The sequence below is a fragment of the Rhodococcus sp. P-2 genome (assembly GCF_016598535.1).
Lineage (GTDB): Bacteria > Actinomycetota > Actinomycetes > Mycobacteriales > Mycobacteriaceae > Rhodococcus_F > Rhodococcus_F baikonurensis.
The window spans coordinates 3,231,381-3,246,409 of the sequence record NZ_CP066779.1; the positions used below are offsets into that span (position 1 = coordinate 3,231,381).

Annotated in this window: 16 protein-coding genes and 1 tRNA gene; 7 read left to right on the plus strand and 10 right to left on the minus strand. The window is 62.4% G+C overall.

Going from position 1 to position 15,029, the window contains the following annotated elements:
- A complete protein-coding gene (locus I7X09_RS15350) occupies positions 1 to 990 on the plus strand; it encodes an LLM class F420-dependent oxidoreductase (RefSeq protein WP_200312912.1) in 990 nt (329 codons plus the stop codon).
- Here I7X09_RS15350 and I7X09_RS15355 read toward each other — a convergent pair.
- Both I7X09_RS15355 and I7X09_RS15360 read right to left on the minus strand, forming a co-directional pair.
- On the minus strand, positions 887 to 2,266 hold the full coding sequence (locus I7X09_RS15355; RefSeq protein ID WP_200312913.1) for a sensor histidine kinase: 1,380 nt from the start codon (positions 2,264 to 2,266) through the stop codon (positions 887 to 889). The genes I7X09_RS15350 and I7X09_RS15355 overlap by 104 nt on opposite strands.
- A complete protein-coding gene (locus I7X09_RS15360; RefSeq protein WP_095969650.1) occupies positions 2,263 to 2,967 on the minus strand; it encodes a response regulator transcription factor in 705 nt (234 codons plus the stop codon). The genes I7X09_RS15355 and I7X09_RS15360 overlap by 4 nt, the downstream gene beginning before the upstream one ends.
- A 167-nt stretch (positions 2,968 to 3,134) precedes the next feature.
- Between I7X09_RS15360 and I7X09_RS15365 the strand changes: the two genes are divergently transcribed.
- The 3 genes from I7X09_RS15365 to I7X09_RS15375 all read left to right on the plus strand — a co-directional run bounded on the left by I7X09_RS15365 (position 3,135) and on the right by I7X09_RS15375 (position 6,487).
- Complete coding sequence (locus tag I7X09_RS15365) at positions 3,135 to 3,599, plus strand: light harvesting protein subunit alpha (RefSeq protein WP_200312914.1); 465 nt, start codon at positions 3,135 to 3,137, stop codon at positions 3,597 to 3,599.
- A gap of 220 nt (positions 3,600 to 3,819) precedes the next feature.
- The gene (locus I7X09_RS15370; protein ID WP_007732353.1) at positions 3,820 to 4,623 is read left to right on the plus strand and encodes a metal-dependent hydrolase; all 804 of its coding nucleotides are present in this window, start codon (positions 3,820 to 3,822) and stop codon (positions 4,621 to 4,623) included.
- A 97-nt stretch (positions 4,624 to 4,720) separates the two neighbouring features.
- The gene (locus I7X09_RS15375; RefSeq protein WP_200312915.1) at positions 4,721 to 6,487 is read left to right on the plus strand and encodes a cholesterol oxidase substrate-binding domain-containing protein; all 1,767 of its coding nucleotides are present in this window, start codon (positions 4,721 to 4,723) and stop codon (positions 6,485 to 6,487) included.
- 5 nt (positions 6,488 to 6,492) lie between these two features.
- Here the strand turns inward: I7X09_RS15375 and I7X09_RS15380 are convergent, their stop codons facing one another.
- Positions 6,493 to 7,161 (minus strand): DUF6891 domain-containing protein, encoded by a 669-nt coding sequence (locus I7X09_RS15380; RefSeq protein ID WP_200312916.1) that lies wholly within the window; start codon positions 7,159 to 7,161, stop codon positions 6,493 to 6,495.
- Between the two features lie 104 nt (positions 7,162 to 7,265).
- A complete protein-coding gene (locus I7X09_RS15385) occupies positions 7,266 to 8,882 on the minus strand; it encodes a DHA2 family efflux MFS transporter permease subunit (protein WP_200312917.1) in 1,617 nt (538 codons plus the stop codon).
- Positions 8,883 to 9,002: 120 nt separating this feature from the next.
- Here I7X09_RS15385 and I7X09_RS15390 point away from each other — a divergent pair, with 120 nt between their 5' ends.
- Positions 9,003 to 9,479 (plus strand): MarR family winged helix-turn-helix transcriptional regulator, encoded by a 477-nt coding sequence (locus I7X09_RS15390; protein ID WP_095969655.1) that lies wholly within the window; start codon positions 9,003 to 9,005, stop codon positions 9,477 to 9,479.
- A gap of 57 nt (positions 9,480 to 9,536) precedes the next feature.
- Here I7X09_RS15390 and I7X09_RS15395 read toward each other — a convergent pair whose 3' ends face one another.
- Positions 9,537 to 10,568 carry an ABC transporter substrate-binding protein gene (locus I7X09_RS15395; protein ID WP_095969656.1) on the minus strand — a complete coding sequence of 344 codons (1,032 nt, stop codon included), beginning with the start codon at positions 10,566 to 10,568 and terminating at the stop codon, positions 9,537 to 9,539.
- 189 nt (positions 10,569 to 10,757) lie between these two features.
- Between I7X09_RS15395 and I7X09_RS15400 the strand changes: the two genes are divergently transcribed.
- Entirely contained in the window at positions 10,758 to 12,314 is a 1,557-nt protein-coding gene (locus tag I7X09_RS15400; RefSeq protein WP_200312918.1) for an acyl-CoA synthetase, read from the plus strand.
- A 1-nt stretch (position 12,315) separates the two neighbouring features.
- Here I7X09_RS15400 and I7X09_RS15405 read toward each other — a convergent pair whose 3' ends face one another.
- The 5 genes from I7X09_RS15405 to I7X09_RS15425 form a co-directional block, all read right to left on the minus strand.
- Entirely contained in the window at positions 12,316 to 12,669 is a 354-nt protein-coding gene (locus I7X09_RS15405; protein ID WP_200312919.1) for a VOC family protein, read from the minus strand.
- Positions 12,666 to 12,893, minus strand: coding sequence for a hypothetical protein (locus I7X09_RS15410; protein WP_234036581.1), 228 nt, complete (start codon positions 12,891 to 12,893; stop codon positions 12,666 to 12,668). The genes I7X09_RS15405 and I7X09_RS15410 overlap by 4 nt, the downstream gene beginning before the upstream one ends.
- Entirely contained in the window at positions 12,890 to 13,213 is a 324-nt protein-coding gene (locus I7X09_RS15415) for a hypothetical protein (RefSeq protein ID WP_200312920.1), read from the minus strand. The genes I7X09_RS15410 and I7X09_RS15415 overlap by 4 nt, the downstream gene beginning before the upstream one ends.
- A gap of 74 nt (positions 13,214 to 13,287) precedes the next feature.
- Positions 13,288 to 13,361 (minus strand) — tRNA-Pro (locus tag I7X09_RS15420).
- A 54-nt stretch (positions 13,362 to 13,415) separates the two neighbouring features.
- Positions 13,416 to 14,384, minus strand: a complete 969-nt coding sequence (locus tag I7X09_RS15425; protein ID WP_200312921.1) for a metallophosphoesterase — start codon at positions 14,382 to 14,384, stop codon at positions 13,416 to 13,418.
- A gap of 132 nt (positions 14,385 to 14,516) precedes the next feature.
- Here I7X09_RS15425 and I7X09_RS15430 point away from each other — a divergent pair, with 132 nt between their 5' ends.
- A complete protein-coding gene (locus I7X09_RS15430) occupies positions 14,517 to 14,993 on the plus strand; it encodes a GatB/YqeY domain-containing protein (protein ID WP_003943491.1) in 477 nt (158 codons plus the stop codon).
- The last annotated feature ends 36 nt before the right edge of the window (positions 14,994 to 15,029 follow it).

A 15,029-nucleotide genomic window follows, 5' to 3' on the forward strand; every position in this document is an offset into this window, starting at 1 on the left:
ATGGCACGATTCGGCTACACCTTGATGACGGAACAGGCAGGCCCGAAAGAACTGGTTCGCCATGCAGTTCGGGCCGAGGAAGTCGGCTTCGACTTCGAAGTGATGAGTGATCACTACTCGCCGTGGCTGACCGAGCAGGGGCATGCGCCCTATGCCTGGTCGGTGCTGGGGGCAGTCACCCACGCCACCGAGCGAGTCGGATTGATGACGTATGTGACGTGTCCGACCGTGAGGTACCACCCCGCCGTCGTCGCTCAGAAAGCCGCGACGATCCAGATCCTCGCGGACGGTCGCTTCACCCTGGGGTTGGGAAGTGGCGAGAGCCTGAACGAGCATGTGGTTGGCGAGGGTTGGCCGTCCATCGACACCCGCCAGGACATGCTGCAAGAGGCGGTGAGCATCATTCGCGCACTGCTCGCCGGAGATCTGGTGAGCTGGAAGGGGGAGTACTTCGACGTCCAGTCCGCCAGGATCTGGGATCTCCCGGAGAACCCGGTTCCTCTGGCGCTGGCCATGTCCGGAGACAAGTCCGTCGAGCGTTTCGGTCCGATGGCCGACGATCTGATTGCCGTGCAACCTGATTCGGATCTGGTGCACCAGTGGAAGCACGTGCACGGCCGGGCATACGGATTGGCTCCCGCAGGACGGACCATCGGTCAGATTCCGATCTCGTGGGACCCTGATCGCGACACGGCAATTGCCCGAGCTCATCAGCAGTTCCGCTGGTTCGGCGGAGGGTGGTCCGTGAACTCCGAACTACCGACGCCGGCGAGCTTCTCGGGTGCGACTCAGTTCGTGCGCAAAGAGGATGTGGCTGAAAGCATTCCGTGTGGTCCCGATCTGGATGTGATCGTCGAGGCGGTCAAGGCATACACGGACGCCGGATTCACCGATGTGGCACTGGTACAGATCGGTGGAGATACCCAAGACCGATTCTTCGACGAGGCGGCCAAGCCGCTGCTCGAGGCTCTGCACGTCGAATTAGGTTGATCGAGAAGATCAATCGAGTTCCGCCTAGTGGGCTCTTGTCGAGTCGCGCGCTACCGCCGTGCAGTCGCGCCTGCTGCGCCACGAGGGCCAACCCCAAACCGCTTCCGGCGTCGCCCGCACCGGTACCACGAACAAATCGTTCGAACATCGCTTCGCGTTCCGAAGGCGCGATCACGGTGCCGTTGTCGTCGACGAATACCGTCGCCGAACCGGTGGCAGCACCTGATCGGACGGTGATCTCGACTTCGTCGGCATTGCCGTGCCGAACGGAGTTGGTGACGGCGTTGGTCAACACCAGACGGATGCCCGCGGGGAAGGCCTGAACCGAAAGTTCTTCCGGTGCTTTCAATCGAACGTCGACCTGAGGGTGCAGACGGCCCGCATCCGCGACAGCGCGATCGGCAACTTCCACGAGATCGACGTCGGCACAATCCTCGGGATCGGCCACTTCACCCAGAGCGAGTGTCTCCAGATCGGTCAAGGTGCGCTCGATCTGGCGCTGCGCTTCCAATAATTCGCTGGACAGTTCGCGCCGTTGGCTTTCCGTGAGATTCAGTGTTGCGAGAACTTCAAGATCGGTGCGCATCGACGTGAGAGGTGTGCGCAGTTCGTGGGCGGAGACGCGAGCGAAATCGCGTGCCGACTCCAACGCCTCCTCGGTGCGGCTTCGATCGTTCTCGATGCGACTGAGCATGCTGTGGATTGCCTCCGACAGTTCTTCGGCTTCGCGCGTTCCACGTACCGACGGTGCCCGGCGCGAGAGTCCTTCGACATCGAGGTTGTTGCCTATGGAACTGGTGGTCTCGGTCAATTGCTGGAGAGGGCGGACGGCACGGCCCGTGAGTAACCAGCCGAGCCCGGCCGCGGCGAGGATGGCGACCACTGCCGCAGCGGCCACTTGGAACTGCTGCTCACGGATTGCCTGGGTCAGTGGGTCTTCGGGGATACTGACAGCCAGTGCGGCACCGCTGTCGCCGGGTACGAGAACATCACGACTGCGAACATCGGTGGTAGCCAAGGCGCTGACGGTCGTGGCATTGAACCCAGGGCTGCCGACCAATGGTTCTGTTGTTGCAGTTGGTGTTTCGATGAACAGCGGGCTCGGCGCACTCGCTGCGACACCCAGGGTGACGGAATCGAGAGTGCGTTCCAGTTGTTCGGATCCGTTGACGCGCAGGAAGACCGCGAATGCAATTCCGATCGCGGCAATCACGATTCCGGCGGCCAGACCCGAGGCGATGGCTACCCGGGTCTGAAGTGACAGTGGCCGCTTCATCGTTCGGCCCTCAGGACGAAGCCCACTCCGCGCACCGTGTGGATCACGCGGGGCGCCCCGTCGACTTCGAGTTTCTTGCGTAGATAGGTGACGAAGACGTCGACGACATTGGTGTCGGCAGCGAAGTCGTAACCCCAGACGAGTCGCAGGAGTTGTGCGCGACTGAGTACGACACCGGCATGCTCGGCGAGTACCGACAACAGGTCGAACTCTCTTTTGGTGAGTTCGATTCGCCTACCGTCGATGTGCGCTCGATGGCCACGGAGATCGACCGTCAGCGGTCCCACCGTGATCGGATGGTCGACCGACGGGGTGGCTCGCGTCGTGCGTCGAAGCAAGGCATTGAGTCTGGCGACAAGCTCCGCCAACTCGAAAGGTTTGGTGAGGTAGTCGTCGGCGCCCGCCTCCAGCCCCGCGATGCGGTCACCCACGGAACTTCGGGCGCTGAGTACGCAGATCGGAACCTCGTTGCCGATTGCGCGCAGGGCCGTCACGACTCCGACGCCGTCGAGGCCGGGCATGTTGACGTCGAGAACAAGTGCGGCCGGGCATTGCTTGTTCACCGAGGACAAGGCGGATCGTCCGTCGACGGCAGTTGCCGTGTCGAAGCCCGACAATCGAAGTCCACGTTCGAGCGAATTCAGAACCTTCGTGTCGTCGTCAACGATCAGGATGCGCTCGCGTGTACTCACCCCAGCCATGGTGCCATCGGATTACGGCCCGGGGCCTCGCTCGGAGCCAGGGCCGCCGCATTCTCATCAACTCCTAAGAAACCGACAACAGATCTGCAGTGTCGGCTTCATAACCTCGGGTTTCTCGGATGCGACCGCGCCGAGAATTCGAGAACGTTCGATCAAGGAGAACAACGATGACGCGATTGACAGTGAACGGCAAGCGGGCCCGCCGGACCGGTGTGGTGGTGGCGTCCGTGGCGGTCCTCGGTATGGCCGTGGCACCGGGAATCGCCTGGGCTTCCAATCCGATTTCCGACGGGTCGCCGGTAGCGGTGCGATCGATCGCGACCGCTCCGTCCGATGCTGGTGTGGCACCCGAAGTAGCGTGTGGTGCCACGACGCCGATATCCGACGAGGAGCTGCAGAAGCTCATCGACGAGGGCAAGGTTGTGCGCGCGGAGGAGGCCGGTACAGCCGCAATCACGATTGAAGTGCCGAGCGACGCCGCGACATTCATTGCGCGTGAAGGGGTGCCGGCGTTGCCGACCGTCGAGTGGGCTCCGACCACCGAGGGGGTTCCGGCAGAGGTGCTCGACATGGCCGGCGTCGCTCCGCTGGAGGAAGGCGTTGCCCTGTCATGCACCGTTGCTGCGGGCTGACGAGCGAAAAAAGCTCCGCATGAACCGCTTTGACCTGGAACGGTACGGCCGTACTCAACTGGGACGAGAGGGCGGTCAACCCTGTCGGTAGCACTTGCTACGTTCGGGGCGGTCTCGGCGAGCATGCCGGGACCGTCGCCGATGGCGTCATGTGTGTGGTGTCTCGCAGAGGGTGCGGTACGGCCTGATGCGGGGCGCGTTTCGAAAGGTGTTGTGTTTCATGGTCATGGGCCCCACCCACGCGATGTCCGGTGCTGCTGTGGGGTTGGTGGTTGCAGAGTTGTTGCCTCTCGATTGGGGAGGGCCCACATCCACCGCTGAAACCTTGACCTTTGCCGGTGTGTGCGCCGGCGCCGCCTTGCTTCCCGATCTCGATACCGGTCAGTCGACGGTTTCCCGATCATTCGGTCCGCTCAGTAAAGCGCTGGCCAAAGGTATCGACGCAATTTCGGTGACCTTCTATCGCATCACCAAAGGCAAGAAGGACGGCAAGCGTCGTGGTGGGCATCGGACGCTCACGCACACCGCACTGTTTGCCGCCGGTCTGGGGGCCGGGGTTTCTGCGTTGGTTGTTCAATTCGGGAAGCCCGCCATCATCATCACGCTGTTCTTCTGCCTCGGACTGGCCATCCGAGGGTTGGCGGGTGAATTGGCCAAGGAGAAGGGGTGGCTCGCGGTTTCCGCCGTTGCGTTGGTGCTCTCTGCCCTCACTTGGCAGTGGTATCCGAGTGAGGCCGGATCCACCGGGCTAGGTGTTGCGGTGGCACTGGGCTGCGCCACGCACTGTCTCGGCGATGCGATCACCAAGGAAGGGGTGCCGTTTCTCGCGCCCCTGATTCCGCTCGGCGGCAAGCGATGGTGGGAACAACGGCTGCCGTCATTCCTGTCCATCCGTGCAGGTGGGAACCTCGAGAAGATCCTGATCGGGCCGGCGCTGACTGTTCTGACTGCCTGGTTGATCATCAGTGCGTTCGACGGCGCCCCGGAAGCGATCTATGCCGTCTTCGCTCCGATGGTGCAGTGAGCTTCGGAAAACTTTTATTACGGAACCACTGGCATCGTAATCATATTTGTTCTACGTTCGTCCCTGACATGAACCGAGTCGGCTGACGGAGTGAGCAGTGGTGCATCGAGCAGAACCCAAGGCAGAGCACAGCTCAGGAGTAGACGGTGTGAGCCGGCGCGGATTTCTCGCAGCGAGTGCCGGTGCTGCCGCGCTCGCGGGCATTTCCTGGGCGCCGGCGGGAGCAGTGCCCTGGGGTTCGGCATCGACCATCGCGCCACCGCCCGGATTTCCGTCGGACATTCCGCTGTCACAGCAGGCATACGCCAACTGGTCGCGAGAAATCATGCTCGACAGCGTGTGGACTGCAACGGCGCGTCACAGCGGCGACGTCGTCACCCTCGCCAACTGGGCGTTCGACAACGGGTACACAGTGCGTGCGAAGGGAACGATGCACGGGTGGAGTCCGTTGACCGTGGTGCCCGGCGCGCCTTCGGATCGAGTTCTGCTGGTCGATACGATGGCGAACTTGAATTCGGTTGTGGTGCAGCACGGCACGCCCGCAACAGTCACGGCGGGCGCCGGTACCAGTATCGAAGCCATTCTGACAGCGCTCGAGCGAGAAGGGCTCGGCTGGGCGAACTCTCCGGCGATCGGTGAGCTGTCCATCGCCGGGGCACTGGCGATCGGCGCTCACGGGGCAACGTATCCGGCGGTAGGGGAGACGATCACCCCTGGTCAATCGTATGGTTCGCTGAGCAATCTGATCACCGAGATCACGGTGGTGGCGTGGGAGGAAGGCAGCAATCGATACGGGCTGAAGACTTTTCGCCGATCAGATGACGAGATCACGGCTTTCCTGACTCACCTGGGCCGAACCTTCGTCACCTCCGTGACGCTGCAAGCCGGGGAGAATTATCGGCTGCGGTGCCAGAGTTTTACCGACATTCCGTGGCAAGAACTCTTTGCTGCTCCCGGTTCGCCAGGGCGTACCTACGAGAGTTTTGTCGAGAAATCCGGACGGGTAGAAGCCATCTGGTTCCCGTTCACGCAAACACCGTGGCTCAAGGTCTGGACGCCGACCCCGGTCAAACCTCCGGAGTCCCGAGAGGTGAGCGGGCCGTACAACTACTTCTTCTCCGACGCGATTCCCGAAGAAGTCACCACACCGTTGGGGATGGTGGCGCAGGGTCTTCAAGCTGCGACACCACTGTTCGGTGCCTCTCAGTTCGGAGCTGTAGCAGCAGGGTTGGTGCTGACCGACACCGACGATCTGTGGGGCTGGTCGAAAGACGTCTTGTTCTACCTGCGGCACACGACGTTGCGCGTCGTAGCGGGCGGCGGGGCGGTGATCACCAAGCGCTCCAACATCGGCCGCGTCGTCCACGAGATGACGAGTTGGCTGAACGAGCGAATGACGCACTACGCGTCGCTGGGGCAGTATCCCGTCAACATGCCGTTCGAAGTACGTCTCTGCGGTGTCGACGATAACGGCGAGGTGTTGGTCGACAGCGCCGGTGTGCCGGATCTGTCAGCGGTGCGGCCCCGCGCGGATCGTCAGGACTGGGACACGGCGATCTGGATGAACGTGGTCTCGATTCCCGGCACCGCGGGATTGCCCGTGTTCCTTCGTGAGATGGAACGGTGGATGGTCGCGAACTACTCCGGCGACTACGCGACTTTCCGTCCGGAGTGGTCGAAGGGATGGGCATTCACCGATCAGGCGGCGTACCAGGACGACGAATTCCTCACCAGCACAGTGCCGGCCACCTTCCGGGCCGGTGGAGACGGGAACTGGGACTTCGCTATCGCCACGCTCGACGAACACGACCCACACCGCGTATTCAGCAATATGTTCCTCGACCGCGTATTGCCGCCCAGCTGAATCTCCTACTGCGGGAGCGGTTTGCGCCAACGTACGTCGGTGACACGGATACGCTGATTGTTGTCACCGTTCCAGTCGATGCTCAGTCCCTGGGCTCGGAGTGCGTCGGCCACCTGGCGCCCGACGGTCTGATCGGTGTGCGCGATCATGTGTGCCTTGGCGGTTTCGTCGCCGCCGAAAGCAGCGGCGATCAGTGCGGGATCGAGATCGTGGGCAGGGCGAAACGCACTGTAGGACAAGTAGAGATCGGACGGCTCGTCGCCGAGACGCTCCGCATCCTGCATGTGGAAGAACGTGTACGCCCACTGAGCAAAGGGATACCCGTTCTCGTCCGGTTCGGCCGGCGTGCGCTCGTCGTCGATTTCGGTAGTGCCACACTGCATGCAGCAGGTGAAGTTCATTCGGGCCACGATGCCGTTGTGCTCGAGTTCTGCGAAGGCGGCGGATAGGCGCTCGAAGTCGCCAGGAGCCGTCCACTGGGTCTGCTCCTCGAGTCTTCGGTCCCAGACCTCACGCACTATTGCGTCGATCCGTCTGCCGAGTTCATCGTTCTCGAAACCGCCCTCGACGCTGTCTCGGGCGGCTTCGCAGATTTCGTCGAACGTCGCGAAACCAGGGACTACCAGTTCGCGCGCTTGCTCACGGACAGCGACGATGTCAGCCTCACTGAGCACCGGTGCTGACCGTGACTGTGTTGACCGTGACTGTGCTGACCGTGACTGTGCTGACCGTGACCAGGGCAATCGCATACCGGCACCGTACTGCACCTATTCGGCCGTCAGGCGACGTCGGCTGGTGCTTTCGTTTCCTCCTCGCTTGACGGGGCAGGCTTGTTCGGGATGAGCGCGGTGGCGATCAGGCCGACCACGACGAATCCGGCCGCAAGGTATCCGCCGAGTGTGATGCCGTGAGTCATTGCAGACTGTGCAGCGTCGGCGACGAAAGCGGTGCTCGGTGACCCGGCCAGCGAGTCTATGGCGGCGCCCGCGCTGTCGGTGACAGCACGAGTCAATTGATCAGCCTGAGCTTGGTCGACACCGGATTCGGTGAGGTCGTTGTTCAGCGTGGAATTGAGAGTGCTGAAGAAGGCCGTGGTCAGGACAGCGATGCCCAGTGCGGATCCGAGTTGGCGGAACGCACTCTGAATTCCGGAGCCTTGACCGGCGCTCTGCTCGGGAATCTCCTCGAGCACGACGTTGGTCACCTGCGCAGTCGCAAAACCGACGCCGATTCCGTAGAAGAACAGCACTGCGGCGATAGTCCACCAGGGGCTGTCTGTCGCAGCGATGAATCCGAGACCGGCGAGACCGAGCGCTTCGAGGGCCAAACCGATACGGACCAAACCCAACGGCGAGACCTTCGATGCCATTCCGAAGCTCGCACCACTGGCGACGAAGCTGCCGATGGCGATGGGAACCAGTGCAAGTCCGGCCTGGAGTGCGCTGTATCCGAGCGTGAACTGAAGCCAGAGAGGAAGCACCGCAACGATTCCGAACTCGCCGAGCCCGATGATCAGCGTCGCGATGTTGCCGTTGCGGAACGACGAGATGGAGAAGAGTCGCACGTCCATCAGCGCCCGCGACGGATCGTCGCTGCGGGTGAGCATGGTTTGCCGGTAGGCGAACGCACCGAGCGACAGAACGGCGAGTACGAGCGCGACCAGAACCGGTGACGGTCCGCTGGTCCATGACAGACCGAACAGATCGAAGGGTTCCTTCGTGGTCAGCCACCCGTACGTACGTCCCTCGACGAGGCCGAAGGCGAGCAGGCCAAGGCCGGCGATGGACAGTGCCGCTCCCGTGGCGTCGATGCGCCCAGCGGTGCGGGGTGAGGGCGCGATGAACAGCACTGCGCCGATGAGAATGAGCGCAGCCAGCGGAATGTTGATCCCGAATGCCCAACGCCATGAGGCATGTTCGGCAAGCCAGCCGCCGAGCAATGGGCCGAGGGCGGAGGCTGCACCGATGGTGGAGCCCCAGACTGCGAAGGCCTGGCCGCGGGCTTTGCCGGTGAACATAGCGTTCAGCAGCGACAGTGAGGTGGGCAGGATCATGGCCGCGCCGGCGCCCTGCAGGAATCGCGCCAGGATCAATAGACCGCCGTTCGGTGCCAGTCCGGCCAGCAGGCTCGTCGCGCCGAACACGATGACACCGGCAATGAAGATACGACGAGCGCCGACCAGATCGGCAACTCTGCCGACCAATAGCAGAAGTGCCGCGAACACGATTGCGTAGGACTCTTGGATCCATTGAGCCTGAACGGAATTGATTCCGAGATCTTCGATGATCGAGGGAACGATGACGTTGACGATGGTGGTGTCGACGACGATCAGTGCCACGCCGAGTGCAATGGCGATCAGGCCCAACCACTTGCGGGTGGTGGGTGAGATGTTCACGAATAAACCTCCATGGTGAAGTAACTTTATAATGAAGGTATATTTGAGGCGGTAAGTTGTCAACGTGCGCGCTGGGCTCTGCTGGCCGCCGTCTGGCACAGGAAAGGTGGGATCACCGAGGTGGAGGCACCGCGCGACATCTCCGTGGAGCGGGAGCGGCTGATGGACGAATTCCGCGCGTACGGTGGGACGTTCACCGAATTCAGCCATCGATTCGCGTCGTGGCTGGGTCTTCATTCCACCGATGCAACTGCCCTGATGGAAATCACCGCAGCCGAGGAGAAAGGTGCGCCGCTCTCACCCGCGCGCCTCGCGGAGCGGATCTCCTTGACGTCGGGCGCAACCACCGCGCTGCTCAATCGTCTGGAGAAGGCGGGACACATCGTCAGGACCCGAGAGAATGCAGACCGTCGCGTGGTCACGCTGCACAGCAGTGCGCATGTGCAGGATCTGGCGGACGAGTTCTTCGGGCCCCTTGCCGTGCGACTCGACGCCATGATGGCGAAGTACCCGCCCGAACTGCTCAGTCGATTCGAGGAATTTCTCGTCGACCTGCACTCGACGATGAACGAACACCTCGAGCAGGACAACCGCTGAACAAAAAACGCCGCTCGACTCCGGAGAGTCGAGCGGCGGTCTTGGCTTCGGTGACGGCTACTTGCCGAGCTTGGCCTGCAGGTCGTCGAGAACCAGGCCGGCACCTGTCGGGCCGAGACCCAGGAACCAGGTCTCGTCGCTGACCTCGGTGGCGCGGCCTTCCTTGACTGCGTCCATGCTGGCCCACAGCGGGCCGGCAACGACGGTGGTCTGGCCGGTGTCGGCGGGATTTCCGTAGCTGGAGTAGAAGATTCGGTCTCCCTCTGCTTCGGTGATCGTCTCTGGGCTGACCTCGACGGCCAGTTCGTCGATGTCCTGGATCGCCGGGCGGGGCAGGCCGACGTCCTTCAAGATGACGCCGATGAACGACAGGTTGCCGTACAGGCGCAGCTTGCCGGACATGAAGCGAACCAGAGAGATGGTCGGGGAGCCGTCGATCGACTCACGGACCTGATCCGCGTGCGTCTGGTAGTCGTTGAGAACCTGCTCGGCCTTGGTCTCCTCGCCGAGTGCGTCACCGGCAAGGAGGAAGTTCTCCTTCCACGGGAAGCCGGGGCGGATACTGAAGACCGTCGGAGCGATTGCCGCGAGCTGCGGGTACAGCTTGTCCTGGCGCAACTTGCTACCGAGGATCAGATCGGGCTGCAGTGCGGTGATCGCCTCGAGGTTGAGGTTGTTGGTCGTGCCCACGTCGGGGACTCCGACCAACTTGTTTGCCAGGTACGACGGCTGACCGGCGGCACTTTCCGGGCTGGCGATGCCTACCGGCGTGATCCCGAGCGAGAGGACCTCGTCGAGTTCGCCACTGTCGAGGACCACGACGCGGGTCGGCTTGGCCTCGAGTGTGGTCTCGCCCAGAGCGTGGGTGATGGTGCGCGGGAACTCGCCGGGCGCGGCGTCGCTGCCGAGCTTCGCAGTTTCCGTGTCGGCAGTGCTGAACAGCTTGCCGCCGGTCGCGACATCGGTGTTGCCGTTTGCGTTGCCGCCGGCGTCGGAAGAACCGCAGGCCGTAGCGGCAAAAACAGTCGCCAAGGCAACCATGGCGACCCGGACCGACGTGCGGCTCCGGAGAGTGGTGCGTGAATGCATTAGGCTACCCTACCTTCCGCCTATCGGGCTTGGTCAGGGAGGTATCCGCACCGTCGATACCAGGTGAACGGCGCGTCAGGTCTCGCTCAGCGGGACCTCTACGCAATTCGGACTACAGGGCTCGAGCAACGTGTTAGCTTCGCGAAAGACCTGTGCTGGTAAGTGAAGACGCGTGTAGTGAGGAATTCGATGACCCTGAACATTGCCGATCTGTTCGAGGCCGTTGCCGATGCGATCCCCGATCGAGTTCCCTTGATCCTGGAAGATTCGCGGTTGAGCTACGCCGAACTCGAACTGCGATCGAACCGCCTCGCTCATCATCTGCAGTCCGTCGGCGTCGAACCGGGCCAGCATGTCGGTATTCACATGCGTAACTGCGTCGAGTACGTCGAATCGCTCCTGGCGTGCTTGAAGATCAGAGCGGTACCGATCAACGTCAACTTCCGTTATACCGATGCAGAACTGCTGTACATCTACACCAACTCTCAAATGGTGGCACTGCTGGTCGAAGCAGAATTCGTGCCGACGGCTTTGGCTGTGGTTCCGCAGTGTCCGGAGATCACCCACGTGCTGATCGTCGGCGACGACTACGAGAACGCGCTTGCGGCACAATCCGATACCCGCGACTTCGGTCCTCGCAGCAACGACGACCATTTCATCATCTACACCGGCGGTACAACCGGAATGCCCAAGGGCGTGGTGTGGCGGCACGAGGACTTCTTCTTCGCTGCGCTGTCCGGAGCAAACCTCAGCGGGCCACCGCGTCGGAGCCTCGAAGAGGTTGTGGAGGCGGCCGTGGCGAACACCAACCCGACTGTGCTGCTACTCATTCCGCCGCTCATGCATGGAGCCGCGATCTATTCACTGCTCACGGCATTTCTCATGGGAGCGCCCCGAGTGTTGACCCGCAGCTTCGATCCGATGGAGGTGCTGCGACTGGTCGAGGCCGAGAAGATCACCGGGATCACCGTCGTCGGCGATGCAATTGCTCGGCCGATCGCCGACGCCATCACCGCAAGCGAAGGGCGCTACGACCTTTCGACTCTTAAACTTATCGGGTCGGGTGGCGCATTGTTCTCCCCGAACCTGAAGGCAGAAATGACAACCCGATTGCCAGGGCTGGTGATCAAGGATGCGTTCGGTGCTTCGGAATCCGGCAACGACGGCGTCGTCGAATTCGGGGAGGACGGTTCCAAGCGAATTCGATCCAACCCCAACATGATTCTTGTCGACGACGAGTTTCGTCGTATCGAACCAGGCTCGGACGCAGTCGGTTTCATCGCCAGGGCCGGCCATGTTCCCGTGGCCTACTTCGATGACCCCGTCAAGACTGCGGCAACTTTCCCCGTCGTCGACGGGGTGCGTCTGGCGGTGCTCGGGGACATGGGCACGATGGAAGCCGACGGAACCATCGTGCTGCTCGGGCGCGGTTCGATGTGCATCAACTCCGGTGGCGAGAAGGTCTACCCCGAGGAAGTGGAGCAGGCACTCAAAACTCACCCGGCAGTTTTCGACGCGCTGGTCGCGGGCGCGCCCGACGCACGATTCGGTGAGAAGGTCGCCGCTGTCGTGCAGGTTCGACCGGGGTTCGAAGATGTTGCGACGGAAGCATTGTCGGAGCACTGCCGCACCCACGTCGCCGGGTACAAGATCCCCCGCTCGATCGTGCTCGTACCAAGTATCCTCCGCTCACCCAGCGGTAAGGCGGACTACCGTTGGGCTCGCGAAACCGTAGCGGGAGTGTGAATCAACTTTCGACTCCTTTGACGACGCACCACTCGTTTCCCTCGGGATCCAGCAACACCTGAAACGTGCCTGCCGGGTCCTCCTGAACAGTGCCGACCCGAGTTGCGCCGAGGCGCTCGGCCGCCTCGGTTGCAACTACGACGTCATCCACGCTGACGTCGATGTGGAGGCGATTCTTCGTCAGCTTGGATTCCGGTACGCGCTGGAAGGCGAGGCGGGTCCATCCTGGTGGGTCGACAAACGCCCACTCCTCGCTCCGTTTCACCGGCTTCCCACCGAGGATTCCGGCCCAGAAGGTCGCCAACTGAACTGGCGCGGAGCAATCCACAACTACTTCGTCGACCTGCCCGATCACCTGTTCACAGCTCCGCTGAATGCGGCTGTCACAGCTGCGCCCAATTCGGCTGTCACAGCTGCGCTGAATTCGGCTGTCACAGCTGCGCTGAATGCGGCTGTCACAGCTGCGCTGAATTCGGCTGTCACAGCTGCGCTGAATTCGGCTGTCACAGCTGCGCTGAATTCGGCTGTCACAGCTGCGCTGAATTCGGCTGTCACAGCTGCGCTGAATTCGGCTGTCACAGCCAGGGCTCGATCGGCTTCTTCACCCACATGATCTTCTCGTCCGGATGCTCACGCCGAGCTTCGGGTCGGTCTGGATGAGCGGCTGCCCACACGGCTTTCTCGTCGAGCAGTCCGCCCGCGATCGTCCAGGTCTCCCGCGTGCTCGGCGGATTGGCGCCCGCCGCCCGCGCGAGTTTGCGCAGCCGATCGTCGGGCATCTCGAGCAACTCTGCACTGCTGATATCGCGATCCCAGGCGAACTTGGCAAGGCCGACAGCTTTCTCACGTCGGCTACGGCTCGCCATGTCGTTGTGCGCGAAGTCTGGTTCGGATGCCACGGCTTCACCTTATCGTCAACGCAATCGAGGCCCTCCCGCGTAAGCGGAAGGGCCTCGATTGCTGTTCTTCACTGTCGGGGTGGCGGGATTTGAACCCACGACCTCTTCGTCCCGAACGAAGCGCGCTACCAAGCTGCGCCACACCCCGTGTCGAACCTCGGTTAGCTTACATTACCGAGTCGACTGACATTAAATCCGCAGGTCAGTTGCGTAGAACCGACGCTGGAGACTCTGTGGAACTGTGTGCGGAGACGTGCTCCGGTTCGCGCCTGGTGGCCGGAACCAGAGTCAGCAGAGTTGCCTCGGGGCGGCAGCAGAAGCGCGCCGGTGCCCACGGCGAAGTGCCGATGCCTGCGGAGACGTGCAGCTGAGTGTGCGCGCCCCACTTGGACGGCCCCTTGACCCGCGACCGGTCGATCTGGCAGTTGGTGACCAGCGCGCCGTAGAACGGAAGGCACAGCTGACCACCGTGCGTGTGGCCGGCGAGCACGAGGTCGTAGCCGTCGTCGGCGAACCGGTCGAGAACTCGAGGTTCGGGCGAGTGTGTCAGGCCGAGCTTGAGCTGGGCGACGGGATTGGGTGTTCCGGCGACGGTGTCGTAGCGATCGCGCTTCAGGTGCGGGTCGTCGACGCCGGCGGCAGCAATGCGAATACCGGCCACTTCGAGTTCGCGGCGCACGTGGGTCATGTCCAGCCACCCACGTTCGGTGAACGCGGCCCGCAGATCGCCCCAGGGGAGGGGATCCCCGGTGATGCGCTTGTCCTTGTTGAAGATGTAGCTCAGTGGGTTCTTCGGTTTCGGAGCGAAGTAGTCGTTGCTGCCGAAGACGAACAGACCCGGCCGAGCCAACAGATCGCCGAGTGCCTGGACCACTGCCGGGACGCTGCGCTGGTGCGACAGATTGTCGCCGGTGTTGACCACGAGATCGGGATCGAGGCCTTCGAGCTCACGCAACCAATTCTGTTTCAACCGTTGGTTCGGCATCATGTGCAGGTCGCTGAGATGGAGGACCCGCAGCGACGACGAACCGGGCGCCAGGACTGGCATCGTCACCTCACGCAGTGCAAATGCATTGCGTTCGATGCCGGATGCGTACCCGATCCCTAGTGCAGCGGCGCCCGCGGCACCAAGTGCGGTGCGGGTCAGATTGGTGCGGAACTGGGAAGACACCTCTCAAGGATACGGGTGTGGCGTTCTTCTGCGTCGCTCTCGCCGCCTTTTACAGCTATTCCACAGAGAATTGTGTCCGGGCGGAGGCAACTATCGGCACGCTCGAAACGCCGAGCGCGTAACGTTTCCACCATGTCCGACACGACACCATCGCTCAAAGCCACTCTCCGAACCGACATGGTTGCATCCATGAAGGCGAAGGATCCGCTACGTACAGCCACCCTTCGGATGCTCATGGCAGCCATCCAGACCGAAGAGGTGGCCGGTAAGGAAGCACGAGTCCTCACCGACGAAGAAATCATCAAAGTCCTTGCAAAGGAATCGAAGAAGCGCGGCGAATCGGCCGAGATCTACACCGAGAACGGCCGCGGAGAGCTTGCCGCGAAAGAGCGCGCCGAAGCTCAGATCATCGACGAGTACCTGCCGACGCCGTTGACCGACGCCGAACTCGTCGACGTCGTCGACACCGCCCTCGCTCAGGTTTCCGAGGAGCTCGGCGAGCGTCCGGGGATGCGTCAGATGGGCCAGGTCATCAAGGCCGCCAGCGCGCTGGCCAAGGGCAAGGCCGATGGCGCTCGTATCTCTGCAGCAGTGAAGTCCCGCCTGTAGTAGCGCGCCACCAGACCGAAAACGGCCGCGATCTCC

Bases quoted from the DNA above. Each gene is read 5' to 3' on its own strand.
- I7X09_RS15365 (WP_200312914.1), top strand. From the start codon at position 3,135: ATGACGCGATTGACAGTGAACGGCAAGCGGGCCCGCCGGACCGGTGTG.
- I7X09_RS15400 (WP_200312918.1), top strand. From the start codon at position 10,758: ATGACCCTGAACATTGCCGATCTGTTCGAGGCCGTTGCCGATGCGATC.
- I7X09_RS15430 (WP_003943491.1), top strand. From the start codon at position 14,517: ATGTCCGACACGACACCATCGCTCAAAGCCACTCTCCGAACCGACATG.
- I7X09_RS15395 (WP_095969656.1), bottom strand. From the start codon at position 10,568: ATGCATTCACGCACCACTCTCCGGAGCCGCACGTCGGTCCGGGTCGCC.
- I7X09_RS15360 (WP_095969650.1), bottom strand. From the start codon at position 2,967: ATGGCTGGGGTGAGTACACGCGAGCGCATCCTGATCGTTGACGACGAC.
- I7X09_RS15355 (WP_200312913.1), bottom strand. From the start codon at position 2,266: ATGAAGCGGCCACTGTCACTTCAGACCCGGGTAGCCATCGCCTCGGGT.
- I7X09_RS15370 (WP_007732353.1), top strand. From the start codon at position 3,820: ATGGTCATGGGCCCCACCCACGCGATGTCCGGTGCTGCTGTGGGGTTG.
- I7X09_RS15350 (WP_200312912.1), top strand. From the start codon at position 1: ATGGCACGATTCGGCTACACCTTGATGACGGAACAGGCAGGCCCGAAA.